At 37.6% G+C, this 17,419-nt stretch carries 12 protein-coding genes; 10 read left to right on the top strand and 2 right to left on the bottom strand.

Going from position 1 to position 17,419, the window contains the following annotated elements:
- The first annotated feature begins 38 nt into the window (after positions 1-38).
- A complete protein-coding gene (locus ACM03V_RS15995) occupies positions 39-2,756 on the top strand; it encodes a CHAT domain-containing protein (RefSeq protein WP_414621780.1) in 2,718 nt (905 codons plus the stop codon).
- A 129-nt stretch (positions 2,757-2,885) separates the two neighbouring features.
- On the top strand, positions 2,886-3,740 hold the full coding sequence (locus ACM03V_RS15990; RefSeq protein ID WP_414621779.1) for a TVP38/TMEM64 family protein: 855 nt from the start codon (positions 2,886-2,888) through the stop codon (positions 3,738-3,740).
- A gap of 71 nt (positions 3,741-3,811) precedes the next feature.
- Here ACM03V_RS15990 and ACM03V_RS15985 read toward each other — a convergent pair whose 3' ends face one another.
- On the bottom strand, positions 3,812-4,765 hold the full coding sequence (locus ACM03V_RS15985) for a DUF4351 domain-containing protein (protein WP_414621778.1): 954 nt from the start codon (positions 4,763-4,765) through the stop codon (positions 3,812-3,814).
- 476 nt (positions 4,766-5,241) lie between these two features.
- Between ACM03V_RS15985 and ACM03V_RS15980 the strand changes: the two genes are divergently transcribed.
- Positions 5,242-7,107: an SUMF1/EgtB/PvdO family nonheme iron enzyme gene (locus ACM03V_RS15980; RefSeq protein ID WP_414621777.1), complete on the top strand. Its 1,866-nt coding sequence runs from the start codon at positions 5,242-5,244 to the stop codon at positions 7,105-7,107.
- 180 nt (positions 7,108-7,287) lie between these two features.
- Here ACM03V_RS15980 and ACM03V_RS15975 read toward each other — a convergent pair whose 3' ends face one another.
- Complete coding sequence (locus tag ACM03V_RS15975; RefSeq protein WP_414621776.1) at positions 7,288-8,262, bottom strand: DUF1517 domain-containing protein; 975 nt, start codon at positions 8,260-8,262, stop codon at positions 7,288-7,290.
- A 1,002-nt stretch (positions 8,263-9,264) separates the two neighbouring features.
- On the opposite strand from ACM03V_RS15975, the gene pssD reads away from it, so the two are divergent.
- From pssD to ACM03V_RS15940, 7 genes are all read left to right on the top strand, one after another.
- Positions 9,265-9,711: a PssD/Cps14F family polysaccharide biosynthesis glycosyltransferase gene (gene pssD, locus ACM03V_RS15970; protein ID WP_414621775.1), complete on the top strand. Its 447-nt coding sequence runs from the start codon at positions 9,265-9,267 to the stop codon at positions 9,709-9,711.
- A 43-nt stretch (positions 9,712-9,754) separates the two neighbouring features.
- The gene (locus ACM03V_RS15965; protein ID WP_414621774.1) at positions 9,755-10,237 is read left to right on the top strand and encodes a glycosyltransferase; all 483 of its coding nucleotides are present in this window, start codon (positions 9,755-9,757) and stop codon (positions 10,235-10,237) included.
- Between the two features lie 91 nt (positions 10,238-10,328).
- Positions 10,329-12,356: a GumC family protein gene (locus ACM03V_RS15960; protein ID WP_414621773.1), complete on the top strand. Its 2,028-nt coding sequence runs from the start codon at positions 10,329-10,331 to the stop codon at positions 12,354-12,356.
- Between the two features lie 24 nt (positions 12,357-12,380).
- The gene (locus tag ACM03V_RS15955) at positions 12,381-13,790 is read left to right on the top strand and encodes an O-antigen ligase family protein (RefSeq protein WP_414621772.1); all 1,410 of its coding nucleotides are present in this window, start codon (positions 12,381-12,383) and stop codon (positions 13,788-13,790) included.
- A gap of 103 nt (positions 13,791-13,893) precedes the next feature.
- Complete coding sequence (locus ACM03V_RS15950) at positions 13,894-14,934, top strand: glycosyltransferase (RefSeq protein ID WP_414621771.1); 1,041 nt, start codon at positions 13,894-13,896, stop codon at positions 14,932-14,934.
- An 81-nt stretch (positions 14,935-15,015) separates the two neighbouring features.
- A complete protein-coding gene (locus tag ACM03V_RS15945) occupies positions 15,016-16,215 on the top strand; it encodes a glycosyltransferase family 4 protein (RefSeq protein WP_414621770.1) in 1,200 nt (399 codons plus the stop codon).
- Positions 16,216-16,257: 42 nt separating this feature from the next.
- On the top strand, positions 16,258-17,388 hold the full coding sequence (locus ACM03V_RS15940) for a glycosyltransferase family 4 protein (RefSeq protein ID WP_414621769.1): 1,131 nt from the start codon (positions 16,258-16,260) through the stop codon (positions 17,386-17,388).
- Positions 17,389-17,419: the final 31 nt, after the last annotated feature.

Raw genomic sequence — 17,419 nt, 5'->3', positions numbered from 1 at the left:
TAGCCGATAGTTATAAGTGCATCTAAATATAAGAAGCAATGAATATAAAAAAAAAGCTTTTAAAATCAATTAGTTTAAGTCTGTCATTAGCAATAATCACGGCTTTATTAATTACAATATTTTATCCCGTATCGGCACAAGAGAATATAGGGATTTTTACTCCTAAACAATACAGTGAAAAACCTCTCTCCAAACCTCTCTCCTGCAAGGAGAGAGGCTTTAATTCTTGCCCCCCTTACCTAGTAGGGAAGGGGCTGGGGGTTAGGTTTGGATCTAAAAAATCTACCCCAAACTCTTCTCAAACTTCTTTAATTTCCGAAAATAAACGGGATCTTCCTCAAATACAATTTGAACAAGGTAAAATCTTATTTGAAAAAGCAGAATTTGCTTCTTCGGCTGAAGTTTGGCAAGATGCTGCTGCTGGTTTTGAACGTCAAGGAGATAAAATCAATCAAGCTTGGAGTCTCAGTTTTGCTTCCTTAGCTTGGCAAAACCTGGGAGAATTACAACAAGCGCAAACAGCCATAGATAAAAGTTTAAATCTGCTGCAAAACCAAAAACGCAATACTGAAGCTTTAGCAGTAGCTCTCAATACTCAAGGAAGTTTAAAACTTAAAATGGGGCAAGCCAACGAAGCCCTAGAAGCTTGGAAACAAGCCGAAAGCATTTACACCAAACTCAACGATAATGGAGGTAAACTAGGTAGTCAAATTAACCAAGCCCAAGCATTACAAGCAATGGGTTTTTATCGGCGATCGCAAAAGTTGTTAGAGTCGGTAAATCAGACTTTGCTTCCCCAACCAGATTCTCAATTAAAAGTACAAGGTTTGCAAAGTTTGGGAGTAGCTTTACAACTGGTGGGAGATTTGAGTAAATCTCAGGAAGTTTTACAGCAAAGTTTGGCTATCTCTCAACGTCTTTCTCTCGATACCAGCGATATTTTATTTAGTTTGGGAAACACTGCTAGGGATTTAAAGCAAACTGAAGCAGCTTTTAATTACTATCAACAAGCAGCAGCTAACCCAAAAAATTATTTAATACAGGTTGAAGCCAGACTGAATCAACTTAGTTTACATCTCGAACAGTCGCAATGGCAGCAAGCTTTTAATTTACTACCACAAATTCAATCTCAATTAGATACCCTTCCCTACAGTCGCACTTCGATTTATGCCAGCGTCAACTTAGCTAAAAGTCTTGCCAAATTAATGCAATCGGGCAATGCTAAACCCAGTCATTTTCAAGATGCAGCGAGAATTTTAGCCCGTGCAATAAAACAAGCAGAAACTCTCAAAGACTTACGCGCTCAAGCATATGCTTTAACTCAACTAGGAAGCTTATACGAACAAACAAATCAATTCAATGAAGGCTTAAAACTTTCCCGTCAAGCTTTACAAATATCGCAAAATGCCAACGCTTCCGACATCACTTATCAAGCAGCTTGGCAAGTTGGAAGAATTCTTAAAATTCAAGGAAAAAATCAAGAAGCAATTTCTGCTTATGATTCCTCTGTGAAAATTCTTAAAACTCTACGCAGCGACTTAGTAGCAATCAACCGAGACGTACAATTCGACTTCCAAGAAAGCGTAGAACCAGTTTATCGCGAATTCGTAGACATATTATTACAGCCAGAATCTTCCCTTAATAAACAAGAAAATCTCAAACTCGCACGCAAAACCATCGAAGCACTACAGCTAGCCGAATTAGATAACTTCTTCCGCGAAGCTTGTCTTGATGCAAAACCAGAACAAATCGATCAAATCGACAAAACAGCAGCAGTAATTTACCCAATTATTTTAGATAACCGTTTGGAAGTTATTGCATCACTTCCCGGTAAACCTCTAACCAGCTACAAAACTGATTTACCAAAATCAAATATAGAAGCAATAATTAGGGAGTTACGAGTTTCCTTAAACCCTGCTTACTCGCAACAACAAAGATTAAAAGTATATCAACAAGCATACGACTGGTTAATTAAACCCATAGAAACAGACTTAGCAGCCAGTAACATTCAAACCTTAGCATTTGTATTAGATGGTTCCATGCGAAACATCCCAATGGCTGCTTTACACGATGGTAAACAATACCTTGTAGAAAAATATAGCGTTGCTTTATCACCGGGATTGCAGCTAATGCAAGCCCGACAATTGAAAGACGATAACTTAAACGTAATTGCAGCAGGATTAAGCGAAGCCCGTCAAGGATTCAAAGCCTTACCCGGCGTAAAATTAGAAGTAAAAGAAATCTCGAATCAGGTAAAATCAACTTTACTTATCAACGAAAATTTTACCGATAAAAACTTAGCAAAAAGCATTAAAACAACACCATTTTCAGTTTTACATTTAGCCACCCACGGACAATTTAGCAGCAACTCAGAAGAGACTTTTATACTTACCTGGGATGGAAAAATCAACGTCAAACAACTCAGCGAATTTCTCCGCTTCCGAGACGTGTCCGATTCCCAACCAGTAGAATTAATGGTACTCAGCGCTTGTCAAACAGCAAAAGGCGATAAACGAGCCATACTAGGATTAGCAGGAGTAGCAGTACGCTCCGGCGCACGCAGCACATTAGCTACATTGTGGGCAGTAAAAGACGAATCCACTGCTAAATTTATGGTTGAATTTTACAAACAGCTAAATAAACGGATAAGTAAAGCCGAAGCCTTACGACAAGCCCAAATAACCTTTTTAAAAGACAAAAGCTTACAGCATCCCTTTTACTGGGCACCGTTTATATTAGTTGGGAATTGGATTTGATGGATTTTAGATTTTGGATTTTGGATTTTGGATTTTGGATTTTGGATTGGGGGTTAGGAGTTACCAATTACCAATTACCAATTACCAATTATGATAGTAGGAATGTAATGCAAAGTCTATCCTTAATCCATGCAGGAAAGAAATGGAATCAGTCAACGCGAGCTTTGTGACTTGTTAGGGCTTGACTATAAAGCCGTTGCAGCTTCAGCCAAAGAGCAGGGAATAAGTACCCATGCTTATCTCCAACAAGAAACTGGCTGGATTCTTAAAGATGAACTTTATTATCCACCGGATACGGAAACCGAAACCGAAACCGCTCAAAACAAAGCAAAATCCCCATCCCGACGCAAAAAATGGGTTGAAATTTTAGGATTTGTTTGTGTGGGTATTGCTCTGGTTGCAGCCATAACCTTTGTAAATAAAGTTGGTATTGAGCAAATTCGCGCCAATGTTGATAAATTAGGAATTTGGGCACCGATTGCTTTATTATTGCTACGAACGGTAAGCGTTGTGATTCCGGCAATTCCCAGTACGGCTTATTCTGTTTTATCCGGTACTTTGTTTGGCTTTTGGAAAGGAATCATTGTAATTTTCATCGCTGATTTTGCTGCTTGCTGTTTAAATTTTTATATTGCTAAACGTTTTGGACGTAAAATTGTCCAAAGGTTTGTTGGAGAAAGGTTTATAGATAAGGTTGATAATCTTGCCTCGAAGCATCTTGAAGATAATATCTTTTTAGTTGCTGGGTTTTTGATGACAGGATTATTTGATTTTGTTTGCTATGCTGTTGGGCTTACGGAAATGCCTTGGCGTAAATTTATTCCAGCTTTGATTTTGGGTATAGTAGTTTCTACACCTCCGATTGTTGCTTTGGGCGCGGGTGTATTTACTCAAGGAAAGTGGATGCTCGTGCTTGCTATGTTGGGGATGTTTGGTTTGGCTATTGTTACGGGATGGTTGAATAAGAAACGGAGTCAGAATTAAGAATTTAATTGTTAATGCGGTATAGCTACGCTTACCGCACTAATAAAATTATTTGTTGTCGAGGAAATTATCTACACTGTTTGATTTGCTTGCAACCAATTAAGTAAATCATCAATCGTTGTAAAATCTAACAAAGCTTCACCAAGGTTTTCTATCTGCTCTAGAGAAAGAGTTTGAATTTCTTCTATAACCTCTTGTGGCAATTCTCCAACCCGTTTTTGTAGTTGTCGTAGCACGAGAGTTTGTCCTTGTTCTTCTTTCCCCCGTTCGTAACCAATACGCTCGCCCGTGGTAATATAACTCATACTCCGCTCCTCTTCAAACTCCTTAAATTCTTGCCAAAATTCTGCTTCTAAATCTTTTGGTAAAATCATCACCCAATCTATAAATCGATACAGGTTACGAATGTCTGTTTCTTGAAATCCTAATTCATATAATCTACGAATCAAGCTAAATTTCCAAGTTTTACGCTCACCTAATTTTTTATTCGTCTCCTGAGTTTTCAAATGCGCCATTATCACTGTTGCAAACGGATTATCGCTATTCTCTAATTCCGTCCACCGACTTCGATAATCCAACAGCTTGACGGTTCCAAATTCAAAAAGATGTCTGGTATCGGGATAATTATAACTGAATTGGTTTGGTCGCCAATTTGGATCTGTATCGCACAAAATTGCTAAACTAATAGCGGGTTTGGCAAATTTATCAAAAATTCGCAGATTATAGGTAAACATTCTTTGAGGAAAGATGTCTTCTGGTATAGCTTGGATTTCAATATGAATTAACAGCCACATTTCTTTCCCGTCAATGTGCCAAACTTTGACTAATTTATCTGCATATCTTCTTCCTTGTTCAGATTCGCGAGCAATTTGTTGAAATTCTTTATCAAGGAATTCGTAGGGACGTTCCCAGTCGATTAATGCTGCTGTTCGAGGAAAGAAAAATTGCATTGCTTGGGGAAAGTATGCTTCTAAAATTTCCTTCCACGGACTATCATTGTCTGCTCTTATCTTATCTTGATTCATGATTACATAAGTAGATGCTGTACCTTTTTAATCTATATTTTCAGATATCAGATACTCTAATTTTACTTGATTAATAATAATTATTATTTTGTATTTTAATCAATTACCGAGAACAAACAAAGCGCGTTTATCGGTGATTCTGCGTATAAAAAAATGAACTGTAAATGCTGGCTAATTTTGATACAAATGTCACTATTAAAAAGTAATAAATTTGATAAATAATAAAACCTAAATCTTTTAAGATTGTAGAATATTTGCCTTTAATCGCTCGTTCGGCATAGATTACAGTGCTTACTTCTACAATAAAATAATTAGTAAATATAAAAGTTACATTTCTTTTTTGATATCGACTCGAATTCTAGGGTTGCTGCACAGCTTTTTGTTGAGCTAACCTGCGCTCTTATTATATCTATAAAAAACCTATTACCTAATTACCTATTGCCCATTACCCATTACCTACTCCCCAATCATTTATCGTGTTAATTTGCCAAGTTCCTAATTGTTCAAATCCCTTCAATGTCGAAGGAAGTAAACATTGTATCGGTTGCGGAAGTAGCAATTTCGGTAAGTTTTTGAGGAACCGTTATCGGGTATTAAAGTTGTTGGGAGAAGGCGGTTTTAGTAAAACTTATGCTGCTGTTGATGCGGATAGATTGGATGCACCTTGCGTTATCAAGCAGTTTTTCCCTCAAGTGCAAGGAACGAAATCACGGGCTAAAGCGGCTCAGTTATTCCGAGAAGAAGCATTTCGTTTATACGATTTGGGCGAAAATCATTGGCAAATACCGAGATTATTGGCTTTCTTTGAACAAGGTTCGAGTTTGTATTTGGTGCAGGAGCTAATCGAAGGACAAACTCTTTTAGATGAGCTTTATGATTCTGCTTTTGATGAAGATAAAATTAGAGGAATTCTGACAGATTTATTGCCAGTTTTAGATTTTATTCATTCTAATAAAGTAATTCACCGCGATATCAAACCAGAAAACATTATTCGTCGCAAAAGTGACGGGAAACTGGTATTAATTGACTTTGGTGGAGCAAAACAAGTTACGCAAACAAGTTTAGCAAGACAAGCTACAGTAATTTACACAATTGGTTACGCACCCGCCGAACAAATGGCTGGTTTTGTGTTTCCCGCAAGCGATTTATATGCTTTGGGGGTAACTTGCGTGCGGCTTTTAACTAAATGTTTACCCTTTCCAGATGATAGCGGACAATTTGATGACCGTATTTATGATGCCATGAATGGTAAATGGTTGTGGCAAAATATTTTACAAGAAAAAGGTATTCATATTAGCGAGCAATTAGGAAATATTTTAGATAAATTGCTGCAACATCTAGTTAGAGATAGATATCAATCGGCAGCAGAAGTAATTGAAGATTTAACGGAAAACCTAACCCCCCAGCCCCCTTCCCTACCAGGGAAGGGGGAGAATCAAAAGCCTCTCTCCTTGCAGGAGAGAGGTTTGGAGAGAGGTTTTTCACCACCAACACAACCAACATCACCCAGCTTGGAAACTTTTGAATTTAATGTGGTAAAAGTAGACGAAACGGGTAGTCTAATTAAACGCTGGCGTAAAAAAGCTGACTTATTTATCCAAAATTTGAACGGTGAAATAAACTTAGAAATGGTATTAATCCCTGGCGGTAGCTTTATCATGGGTTCCCCCAGCAATGAAGGAGATACAGACGAACGTCCGCAACATATCGTCACTTTAAAACCTTTTTTTATGGGTAAATACCCGGTCACTCAAGCTCAATGGAAAGCCGTCGCATCATTACCACAAGTTAATCGTCTCATAAATCCCAACCCATCAAAATTTAAAGGTGCGATTTTACCTGTTGAAAACGTGTCTTGGTATGAAGCACAGGAATTTTGTGCCAGACTGCGAGAAAAAACTGGACGAGAATATCGTTTACCCAGCGAAGCCGAATGGGAATATGCTTGTCGCTCTGGTACTAGCACCCCCTTCAATTTCGGTAAAGGCATTAATCACCAATTGATCAACTGCAAGATCGATAAATATCATCCGATACAAGCGATCGCGAAACACTATAAACAACCAAAACCCGTAGGTAGTTCCGGTGTAGCTAACGACTTTGGATTATACGATATGCACGGACAAGTATGGGAATGGTGCGCCGATCCTTGGCATAAAAATTACAATGGGGCACCCACAGACGGAACAGTTTGGCATTCTGCTGGAGACTTGCATCGTCGAGTACTTCGCGGCGGCTCGTGGAATTTTAGCTCTTCTTGTTGTCGTAGCGCCAGTCGTAGCTGGAATGAAACCGAAGAAGGGTTGAGGGTATGTGGGTTTCGGGTAGTCAGCGAGCAGTGAGCAGTTATCAATTATCAATTATCAGCAAAATCAAAACAAAACCAGCCACTAAAAGGACTGGTTTCTTTATGAGATGGAGGATGGAAGGAGAGGGGACAAGGGGACAAGGGGAATTTTAACCTTTAACCTTTAACCTTTAACCTGACTAACTTCTAACTGTTCGCTGTTCACTGCTAAGTGTTAAACAAGTTTCAAGTCGGGATACTCGGCTAATAAATCATCGCTGGTTAAGGTATCGCCTTCTGCTTGAGGTGTCCACAATATCTCGAATGCAAGCAGTTTGTCGCTGGGAATACCGCCAAATAAACTTAGTGCTTGACGCAAATCGTCGGAACCGTTGATATTCGGAATTTCGGTTTTACCTAAAGTTGCTGCGAGTAAGGTGACAATTATATATTCTCCGGGACCTTGATTAATTAAATCGGTGGGATTGTCTAATTCTCCGGTGGATGATAAAGCTTTGTTGGCTGTAGCGGCTTTCAACTGGTTGTTGACGTTGGTTAATGTTTCTTCACTAAACTTGCTACGCTCTGCTAGGGATAAACGGTTAAATTCTGATTCTGCGGAATTCAAACGTGCTTGATTTGTACCACCACCTGCATAAACCCAGTATTCTGGATGACGCATTAACGCTAAGCTGGCTTCTTGTAATACTTGCGCTCTACCTTGTGAGGACTCGGTATCGGCAGTTTCGGCAAGGTTATTTAGCTCGGTTTGTAGTTCGCGGGCTTGAGCTAATAAGCCTACCTGCAAGCGGGTTACGGAAATTTTAGGGTTGCTGCTGTAGCCGACTTCTTCTTCTCCACCACCAGCAACGCTGCGGAAGGTTCGTACTGCAAAGTTAGCTAAAGCAAAGAAAATTAAGATGCCGAATAAGCCGCCGAATCCTCCACCTATACCTATAAAGGGGAATAAGAAAGGAAAACCAAATCCACCTCCGGGATAACCACGATATCCACCTCCGGGAGGAGCATATGTGCGAGGAGATGAGTAACCACCGCTTGAAGGCATTCTGAATGAACCGCCACCAATTCTTCCTCCGCTACCACGGGCTAAGGCTGCCGGTGCTTGGCTAAATACCAATGTAAACACCAGGAACATTACTAGAACAGGCTTGAAAAGCGGTTTGAGGGCACTTTGTAGTTTTTTACGCATGATACAGTCAGTTAAAAACAATTTTATCTTTATCTATAGTTGATGTTGATGCCAATTCGATTCATAACTAAGATATATTCTTTAATTTTGCTTGCACAATAGCTGTTAATAGCTAGCAACCAATTGGCATTTTTACTTTTACTTTCTTATTTATCTTTTGGCTACATACCCAATTTATCGCTTCTGACTATGGTTAGACAGTGACCTTTGGAGGGAAATCCGCTGTAGATAACCGTACCTTACAACTTCAGCAAAAAGAGCATCAATTCATTTTTTTTAGCCGATCGCTTGCTTTTAATCAATTCAAGAGTAGCAATAGTCACTTTTTGTGTTCTTTACGATGTGATTCAGTATTTATCTATATTGATATTTTCGATCAGAGCAGCACAATAGCAACAAGAGTATCTTTTTTGACAATACTTAATAGAACTGTCAATGTATAGAAAATGTCGAGTATATTTAAACTTTAAATGAAGTAAACTGAATTGACTTATAGTCAATTGTAAGAGGATTTACGCAGCAACAAGGGTAAATATACTATTATAGACATTAATATTTTTCCTAAACTCGCCTTTTTGAAGGGGACTTTTGCTAAGTACTGTATCAGCAATATTACCCATAGCATTAAATTGGTATAAAGTTAGCTTGTTATGCAAGTGACGAACGCTCTTTTTTTTGCGCGTGAGTATACTGATGCGGTCAATAAACATTTTTTTTTCGGCATTACGTATCTAGAGTATTTTTAAGTTAATATCAAGCAAGTATATCTTTGGGGTAAATTATGCTCATAATCATTCGTAAGTAATAATTCTTATTGATATTGATTTTACGATACTAACTGGAAGTGTAGTATTGCTTACCAGATGATAAATCTACTTTTATTTAAGGTTGGCATCCAATGGCTTTGGGCAGACAAGCCTTAGACAGGAAAAGCACTTTCCTGGATTAAAGCGCGATCGTTCGTAAATACAGTGTCTGTCAAGTATCAAAAGGGTGAAAAAAATGAAGTTAATGCTGGTATGTACTTCCGGAGGTCATTTTTCAACTATGAGGAGATTGGAATCGTTTTGGTTAAATCACGAGCGGGTATGGGTGACTGACTGGAAAAAAGATACACAATCATTGGAGAAGGAAGAAAAAGTTCACTGGTTGCCTTATCAAGCTCCTAGAGACATTTTGGCTTTCTTACGTAATATTCCTCGGGTATTTCAGACAGTTCACTTAGAACAACCGGATATAGTAATTTCAACGGGAGCTAGTATCGCTGTTGGTTTTGCTTTTGCAGCTAAATTACTTGGAAAACGGTTTGTGTATGTGGAAAGTATTTCTCGATGTGAAGAACTAAGTTTATCTGGAAGATTGGTTTATAAATTGAGCGATGAATTTTACGTACAGTGGCCGAATTTATGCCGTAAGTATCCAAAAGCAATTTTTAAAGGGTATGCTTAAAGGCTTTTATTCAGGTGCAAATATCAATTTTATTTGAAAAAAAATGATTACGGTAACATTAGGAACGATTCCCTTTTCTTTCGATCGAGCTATCAATTGGCTCGATAGTCTTTTAGATGCTGGGGTGATTTCGGAAAGTGTTTTTGTGCAGCATGGAACAACTGATGTATCTAAGCTGGCAAAATATCCTTTTGTAAAAACTACACCAATAGTTGAAACCAGCTTTTTAATGAAGACAATACAAGAGTCTCGGTTAACTATATCTCATGCTGGGCAGGGGCTAACGCAGGGATTAGCAGATAAGGGAGCAAGTTTTATTTTAGTACCGCGTTTATCTCGTTACAACGAACATATAGATGACCATCAATTATGGTTTGCTCGTGGAGTCGAGAAAATGGGGATACCTTACTGTACTAGTTTAGATAATTTAGAGCAGGCAATAAAATGTCCGCCACCCAGTTTTAAAGGACAAATATTCGAGGGGCCTAAATTAGCAGAACATTTAATGCAGATATATCCGGGATGATCTGCGATAATGCAGCGCCGTAATATTTATTGATAAACAGACTATAACTTTAACTTAAAAAAAAAATTAGAGATTTGGAGCAAGAGTTCGTATGAATAGAATTGCCAAAATAGCAATACATCACTGGAAACTTCTCTTGGCTTGGAATGTTTTGGTGCTGGGAATAACTGCGATTAATATCACGATAACGCCCAAGGTTTGGAATAGCCAAGCACAATTAATATTACCTAACATTACTAGCGATAGTGACGCAGATTTAGGTAAATTGGGTAGTGTTCGTGATGGCGGAGTCGTTTTTTCTCAACAGATAAACCCGTTAAATATCCTCTCTTCCATCGCCATGAGCGACGATGTTGTTAATGAAGTATGGCAAAACGATCCCGAAAAAGATGAATTTTCTCGATTGAGCAATTTCAAGAAACTGTTTGAAGTTTCCCCCGAAAAGGAATCTACAGTTATATCTCTTTCTGCTGAAGGTTCTAGCCCCGAATTAGCCAGAAAGCGAGCAACTGCATTAATTAGCGCCTTTCGCTCGCGCGTCCAAGAATTGCGTTTGGATGAAGCACAACAGCGATCGCTGTTTATGCAGCCAGAAGTAAAGCTTGCTGCCCAGAAGTTACTTAAAGCACAAAATATATTAAGTGAATTCAAGCAAAAAACTAATTTAGTTAGCTCCGATGAGCAGACAAAAGAGATTATTTCAGCTATCAATACTTTGAAAACGGAACAAGCTCAAGCATTAGCCCAAGCCAAAGCCGCTGAAGCTACGGTAAATACGCTATCGGCTCGGGTAAATCTGAGTCCGGGGGCAGCAGTAAATTCTGTCAGACTCAAAGAATATAAGGAGTATCAATTAGTTCGGGACGAGTTAAGTAAAGTTGAAGTTGAGTTGGTAGAAGCATTAGGAAAGTTAACCAGCAATCATCCCCAAGTGCAGAATTTACAGTATCAGCGGGCTGTTTTACGCAACCAACTCGATCGGTTTATTGGTGCCAAATCCGATCCGGCAGCGATTAACAAAATAATGGGGGAAAACACCGCTAATTTAGCTGAAAAACTGATTGTAGCAGAAAGTGAAGCTGTAGGAATGCTGGAAAAAGTGGGACAACTGCAACCCCAGATCGATCAATTGAGTGCAAGTTTAAATTCCTTACCCCAAAAACAAGCCAAATTACTCGAATTGCAACGAGAATATGATATTGCTGAAGGCGTTTACAACGGAGTAGTTGCACAAGCCGAACAAGCAAAACTCGGTGCTTTCAGCGCTTATCCCAGCACTCAAATATTAGCTAAACCTTTACTAAATACTAAATCAGTCGGCCCCAAATTAAGATTAATGATACTTGGAGCATTGCTAGCTTCCGGTTTTGGTAGTGCTGCGATCGCTTTATCTTTAGAAAATCGCAACCCTTTACTCAGCCCTAAAGATATTGTGCAAACCAACATTCCGGTACTTGCGAGCATTCCTTACATCAGAAACATCAATGTAAAATCCGAGCAAAAATTGGGAGGAGAAATCGAGTTTCAACGCTTGGCTTCCGCAGTTAGCTTGATGCAGCTAAATTCTGGAAGGTTAATGATTGCTAGCGCTACCACTTCAGAAGGTAAAACTACAACTAGTTTGGGATTAGCGAATGCGCTGCTCAATTTGGGTTTTAAAGTATTACTTGTTGATGGAGATTTCCGCAGAAGCGAACTTTCGCAATCTTTAGGTTATCAACTACAACAAACAAAATTAGACTCGCGATTTGTACACAATACAATACGTCCCAATCTAGATTTATTATCAGTTAAGATTGCCGAAGATAAAATTTCTGAATTCGTTGCTCGTGGAGAATTTGAGCAACATTTGAATTTCGTACAAACGAATAATAATTACGATTATGTATTAGTAGATAGTTCTCCAGTTACTTTGACACCGGAAGCAGCATTAATCGCCAAAATAATTACAAAAGTCCTGTTTGTAGTGCGTTCAACAAGCAGCCATCGTAACTATTTTTGCGACAGTATCGAACAATTAACCAGACATAAAGCAGAAATTGCAGGGTTAGTAGTTAACGGTGTAGAAACAAGAGCGCAAGGCTATATGTACGGACAAAATATTGTTCAAGTAGACTAGGCAAGTAGTTAATTAAATAAATTAATGAACCAGCAATTGGGGTTAAAACCTATTTCTAAAAAGACACCGGAGGATAGTGATTTATTCTCCGGAATTTGGATTCATTGGGCAAAATTAACCCTTGCAGAAAAAGTTGTTTGCGCCAACATAATTTTAATTCCTTTATGGTGGATGTGGGGTTGGAGACTTTATTTTGTCTTTTTAGTCGCGGGTATTGTTATTTATGAATGGTATAACAATAAAGAAATCCGCCTTTCTCGTCCGAGTACTGCTGCTATTGGAATTATCGGGTACGGTTTATCTGTTTTAATCGTGCGATATTTTTATGCAGAAATGGAGGGTTTACCACTAAATTTTCATACTATAATATCACCGATAAATAACGTAATTTTCTTTGGTTTATCGCTATGGTACGTTCAAGATAGAAAAATACGTATTCGTCTTTCTGCTGTATGTTGGGCTTTTACAGTTCTAATCGCCACGATGTTGTTGACATGGGTGGTAATTTATTTTGGGTTAAATCAAGCAAACTATGCAGCTCCTCATTCAATTTATGGTGTTTTAACTGGTAAATCAGGAGAGTTTACACCTGGAGATGGTAATAGTAATTATTTAATGCCTTATTTTCCTACAGATGAATCTATAGGGGGAATGGTTCGTTACGTATACTTTTTTACAGGGCCAGAAGCATTAGCTTTAGTAATGGGTTTTGTTTGCTTGTTATCGTTAGATATAAAAAATCGTTTTTGGTCAATATTTTTATTATTAGGTTCGGTTTTTTTATTACTTACAAGTGGAACTCGTTCGGTTTGGGTTAGTTTACCAATTGTTTTAGGTTTGCGGTACTTATTTACTGCGGGTAAGATTTTTGGCCCTGCATTTGTTTGTGGATTATTAGCAATTATCAGCTTGAGTATGTCGGTTCCTGTTATTACTAATGCGGTAGCAGATAATCTGATCAATACCGCTGAGAAAACAGCAAATCAGAGGGCAGATTCTACAGAAGTTCGTGGCGAAATTTATAGATTGACAATTAAAGGTATAGAAGATGCCGATAATTCAAAAATTATTTTTGGTCATGTATTTAATGGAGAAGGTGTTTTACCGGGATATAAACCAGCACAAGTAGGCACTCATAGTTTTATTTTAGGAACCTTACTTTATAGAGGAGGTTTGTTAGGAACTATCCCTTTTGTAATTTTTTGGATCTCACTACTTAGATGGTTATATAAAACGCGATATGACAGACCTTCATGTCTTTTTGTGTTTGTACTTTTTAGCTTAACATTTGTCACAATGGAATTAGAAATGCCAGTTTTACCGATTACTCTGCTCTGTATTATGCTTCGTAAAAAAGAAGGGAATGGGGAATGGGGAATAGGGAATAAAAAACCGCAGAGTACGCAGAGGGAAGAAGTAGAGAGAGATAGCTGATTTTCTCATATGAGTAAAAACTCTGCGTTCCTCCGCGCTTACCTTTGCATTCCTCTGCGTTAAAAAAGATATAATTCCGATGCCAACGGATTTAATATATATAATGCAACAAATTGAATTACAAAATAATTTAATAAATCCTGATTCAGAAAATCCTTTAGTTAGCGTAATTATTGGCAACTATAACTACGGTAACTTTATCGCTGAAGCAATAGAAAGTGTTTTGAACCAAACATATAGAAATTTTGAATTAATAGTTGTAGATGATGGTTCAACAGATAATTCGCGAGATATTATCAGAAGTTATCAAGATAAATTAACGGCAATATTTCAGGAAAATGGAGGGCAAGGTGCGGCATTTAATGCTGGATTTGCAGCTTCAAGAGGTGAGATTATTTGTTTTTTAGATTCAGATGATTATTATTACAAAAAAAAATTAGCAAAAGTTGTAGAAGTGTTTAATGAAAATCCCGATTGGGTGCAACTTTCTCACGGTAGAACTTCAGTTAAAGCAGATGGAACAATTATCGGACGCGATCCAACTTTTTGTAATCAAGGTGATGTTACTCCTCTATTATTAAAATGGGGTAGATATGCTTGGGCGGTGACTTCAGCTTTAGCATATAGACGTTCGGTGTTAGAGAAAGTTTTACCTTTTCCGAAACGTCCCCGTGGAGGAGATACTTATTTAACTGCAACGGTACCTTTTTATGGAAATATAGGATATGTCAAAGAACCTTTAATGTTTTATCGACATCACGGCAATAATATGAATGCAGGAACCAGCAATTTACAACATTTGATCGAACAGCGGGAAGATACAGCAAAATGTATTAATCAAGCTGCTCGTAAAATAGGACTAAGAGAGACTTTTGATATTGCGCTAGATGCCGATTATCGCAGTTTAAAAGTCATAGAAAAAGGTGTGATGTCTCCGAAAGAAGCTATTAAAATATTTTGGATAACCTGTCTCGAAAGTAGAGCTATAGGTCATAGTACTAAAGATACTATAGAAAGATTTGTGAGAAGGGGTATATGTAGTTTATTTCCTCAAGAGGCAGATTTATATTTACGTTTGAAATTACGGCGTTATCTACGATTTAAGGTAAAAGGGATATTTAATAGGTTCGTAGTAGCGCTTTAGCGCATCCAAATTCAGTAATATGAGGCGAAGACGGCGCTACTACAAACGTTTTTTATTCTTAAGATTATTTAAGGGCTATCTATGACTACTTCACTTTCTAAAAATAGAAGATTTGAGAAAAAGCAATCTCTAACACAGAAACTGTTAATAATACCGGGATATTGCGATGTTTTGGGAGGTACAACTGTTAGTCTTTTAATGCTGGCTAAAGGGTTTGCACTCTGCGGATTATCGGAAAATTTATGCGTTTTAATCCATAAAGATTCATTTATGGAAAAGTATTTCCGAGATGCAGGTTTGGATAATAGTGTAAAACTGATTGAAGCAGTTAATCCCAATCAATTTTTAAAGAAAGCACTGCGATGGGTAGGAAAACAACCGCAGGAATTTCCTCTACTGTTAGATAATTGTGTTTGGCGGAATTACTTACCAATACTGACATTGTTCTCACCATATCTTCGTTTGAGCGGGCGTAAACTTTATCATTTTTGTCACGATTTGGCGTTGTCTTACAATAAACTTGGATATTTAGCCAGAAAGATAACTTTTGCCAGTCTTTCTCCCGGTGCCATTTGTAATTCACAATTTACAGCAGAACATATCCGTGGTTTCATGCCGGATATTCGAGGAATTCTTTATCAACCTGTAGATTTGGAAAAGTTTAATATCCAAAGTGTAAGTAGCGCTCCTCCCGATAATTTGAAATCTATAATAAATTCTGGTGCGAGGATAATGCTTACTCCTTCCCGGATTAACAAACCTAAAATTGTCAACGATAAAAATCTTAGAGCGCTGATTCCAGTATTGGCGCATTTAAAAGCAATGGGGGAAAATTATCATGCAGTTGCGATCGGTGAAGATCAATCCCCCCAAAACATTTACAGCCAGGATTTAAGAGAAAGCGCCATCAATGCAGGAGTTGCAGACAGATTCACAATTTTACCCCCTGCTTTAAATATTGAAGATTATTATAAATGTGCAGATATAGTAGTTACCCTTGCCCCGCGAGAACCCTTTGGGCGCACGGTTGTAGAAGCAATTGCTTGTGATGTGCCGGTAGTTGGTAGTAATACGGGTGGGATTAACGAGATTTTGCAAAATTTTGCTCCTGAATGGACTGTCAACCCCGATGATTCTGTAGAAGTTGCAAAAACCATTATTGATGTCATGAAAAGTTCTCATAAACAAGAGCTGCTAATAAAAGGTCAAAATTGGGTTGAAAATCAATGCAGCTTGGAAAATTATGCTAGAGGTATGATACAAATGACGGGTTTAAATTAGTTTTCGTTGACAAAATAGAATTGAATATTAAAAATTATCCCTATGAATAAAGTTATTTTTTTTTCGGGTGCAAATCCTCCTCAAACAGGAGGAGAACTCTACAATTTTAAACTTTCACAATATCTAGAGCAACAAGGATGGCAGCAAGAGTATGTCAGCCTGCATGAAAAAAAACATTATTTGAGACTTAGCAAAATACCATTTTTTGGAGATATTTTAGCATCTTTAATATTCGCGATAATTTTGTTTAAATATAGAGGTAGAGGTATTTTAGTTGAAGACCATTATTTCAGTAAATATCTATTTTTAACAAATATTGTTCACCATGTTTTTTTTCAAAGTAAAATTGTAGTTGTAGTGCATCTGTTTTACAATTATGACAGTAGCGATACATTTTATCTGAGAAGGTTTATCAACAGAACAATAGAAAAAATTAAATTATCTTTCGCCGATTTAATTATCACTAGTAGCGAGTACTCCAAAAGCGAAATAGTTTCCGTAGGAATTAACCCCGACTTAGTTCATGTTTTATCCCCAGGATTAGATCGAGAAAAATATAATATTTTATCTTCATCTCTTAAATCGGATAGTAAAAAAATCTTATGTGTAGGTAATTACGTTTCCAGGAAAGGTATAATCTATTTGATCGAAGCTTTTTCGCAAATAGAACGTCAAAATTTCACCTTACATTTAGTCGGAAATCGTAAAAATAATTCTAGCTACTACAATAAATTAAAGAATGCCGTAGAAAAACTTAAGTTAACAGAATGCGTTGTATTTCACGATGGTTCAAATCAAGAAAATATTAAACATTTGTATGCTTCTGCCGATATTTTTGTTTTACCATCTTTAAAAGAAACCTTTGGCATTGTCTTTTTAGAAGCGATGCACTACGGATTACCAATAATTACAACTAATGTTTCTGCAATGCCAGAATTAATCGAAGAAGGTAAAAATGGTTTTTTAGTTCCACCCGGTGATTCTCAAGCTTTAGCCAAAGCTATATCAACATTAATTGAAAACCCCGATTTAATCGAAAAAATGGGAGAAACAGGACGTAAAAAGGTTGCAATTTCTTATTATTGGGAGCAGACTGGTTCTAAGTTTTTGTCGATTCTTGAAAGTTTAAAGGGAGAGGAGGGGGAAGAGGGGGAAGAGGGGGAAGAAGAATAATTACCAATTACCAATTACCAATTCGTTAAAC

The organism is Calothrix sp. CCY 0018 (assembly GCF_963920925.1).
GTDB lineage: Bacteria > Cyanobacteriota > Cyanobacteriia > Cyanobacteriales > Nostocaceae > Rivularia.
Note: the sequence above shows the minus strand (reverse complement) of the source record. Positions and strands in the feature narration are given on the sequence as shown.

What these genes read in the sequence shown, in the direction of transcription:
- ACM03V_RS15995 (WP_414621780.1), top strand. Translation starts at nt 39, where the DNA reads ATGAATATAAAAAAAAAGCTTTTAAAATCAATTAGTTTAAGTCTGTCA.
- ACM03V_RS15965 (WP_414621774.1), top strand. Translation starts at nt 9,755, where the DNA reads ATGATTACGGTAACATTAGGAACGATTCCCTTTTCTTTCGATCGAGCT.
- pssD (WP_414621775.1), top strand. Translation starts at nt 9,265, where the DNA reads ATGAAGTTAATGCTGGTATGTACTTCCGGAGGTCATTTTTCAACTATG.
- ACM03V_RS15940 (WP_414621769.1), top strand. Translation starts at nt 16,258, where the DNA reads ATGAATAAAGTTATTTTTTTTTCGGGTGCAAATCCTCCTCAAACAGGA.
- ACM03V_RS15950 (WP_414621771.1), top strand. Translation starts at nt 13,894, where the DNA reads ATGCAACAAATTGAATTACAAAATAATTTAATAAATCCTGATTCAGAA.
- ACM03V_RS15960 (WP_414621773.1), top strand. Translation starts at nt 10,329, where the DNA reads ATGAATAGAATTGCCAAAATAGCAATACATCACTGGAAACTTCTCTTG.
- ACM03V_RS15985 (WP_414621778.1), bottom strand. Translation starts at nt 4,765, where the DNA reads ATGAATCAAGATAAGATAAGAGCAGACAATGATAGTCCGTGGAAGGAA.
- ACM03V_RS15975 (WP_414621776.1), bottom strand. Translation starts at nt 8,262, where the DNA reads ATGCGTAAAAAACTACAAAGTGCCCTCAAACCGCTTTTCAAGCCTGTT.
- ACM03V_RS15945 (WP_414621770.1), top strand. Translation starts at nt 15,016, where the DNA reads ATGACTACTTCACTTTCTAAAAATAGAAGATTTGAGAAAAAGCAATCT.
- ACM03V_RS15955 (WP_414621772.1), top strand. Translation starts at nt 12,381, where the DNA reads ATGAACCAGCAATTGGGGTTAAAACCTATTTCTAAAAAGACACCGGAG.
- ACM03V_RS15990 (WP_414621779.1), top strand. Translation starts at nt 2,886, where the DNA reads ATGCAGGAAAGAAATGGAATCAGTCAACGCGAGCTTTGTGACTTGTTA.